At 38.5% G+C, this 252-nt stretch carries 1 protein-coding gene; it reads left to right on the top strand.

Annotation, left to right across the window (positions count from 1 at the left end):
* Positions 1 to 252 (top strand): OmpA family protein (locus AAEY99_RS21575; RefSeq protein WP_351012007.1); only part of this gene is annotated, 252 nt, incomplete at both ends.

Here is a 252-nt window from a genome sequence, read left to right on the forward strand (position 1 = left end):
GTATCTACACAGTACTTAAACGATATCGATAAAGTAGCTGAGTTCTTAAAAGAGTACCCAGATACAACTGTTCTTTTAGAAGGTCATACTTCTTCTGTAGGTAAAGCATCTTACAACAAGTGGTTATCTAAAAAACGTGCTGACGCAGTAGCTAAAAAATTAGTAGCTGATGGCGTAGCAGAAGACCGTATTACTACAGTTGGTCTAGGTGAAGAGCGTCTTAAAAATGAAGCGAACACTAAAGCAGCACAC

Origin of the sequence: Shewanella sp. S1-58-MNA-CIBAN-0166, from assembly GCF_040310085.1 — a bacterium.
Taxonomy (GTDB): domain Bacteria; phylum Pseudomonadota; class Gammaproteobacteria; order Enterobacterales; family Shewanellaceae; genus Shewanella.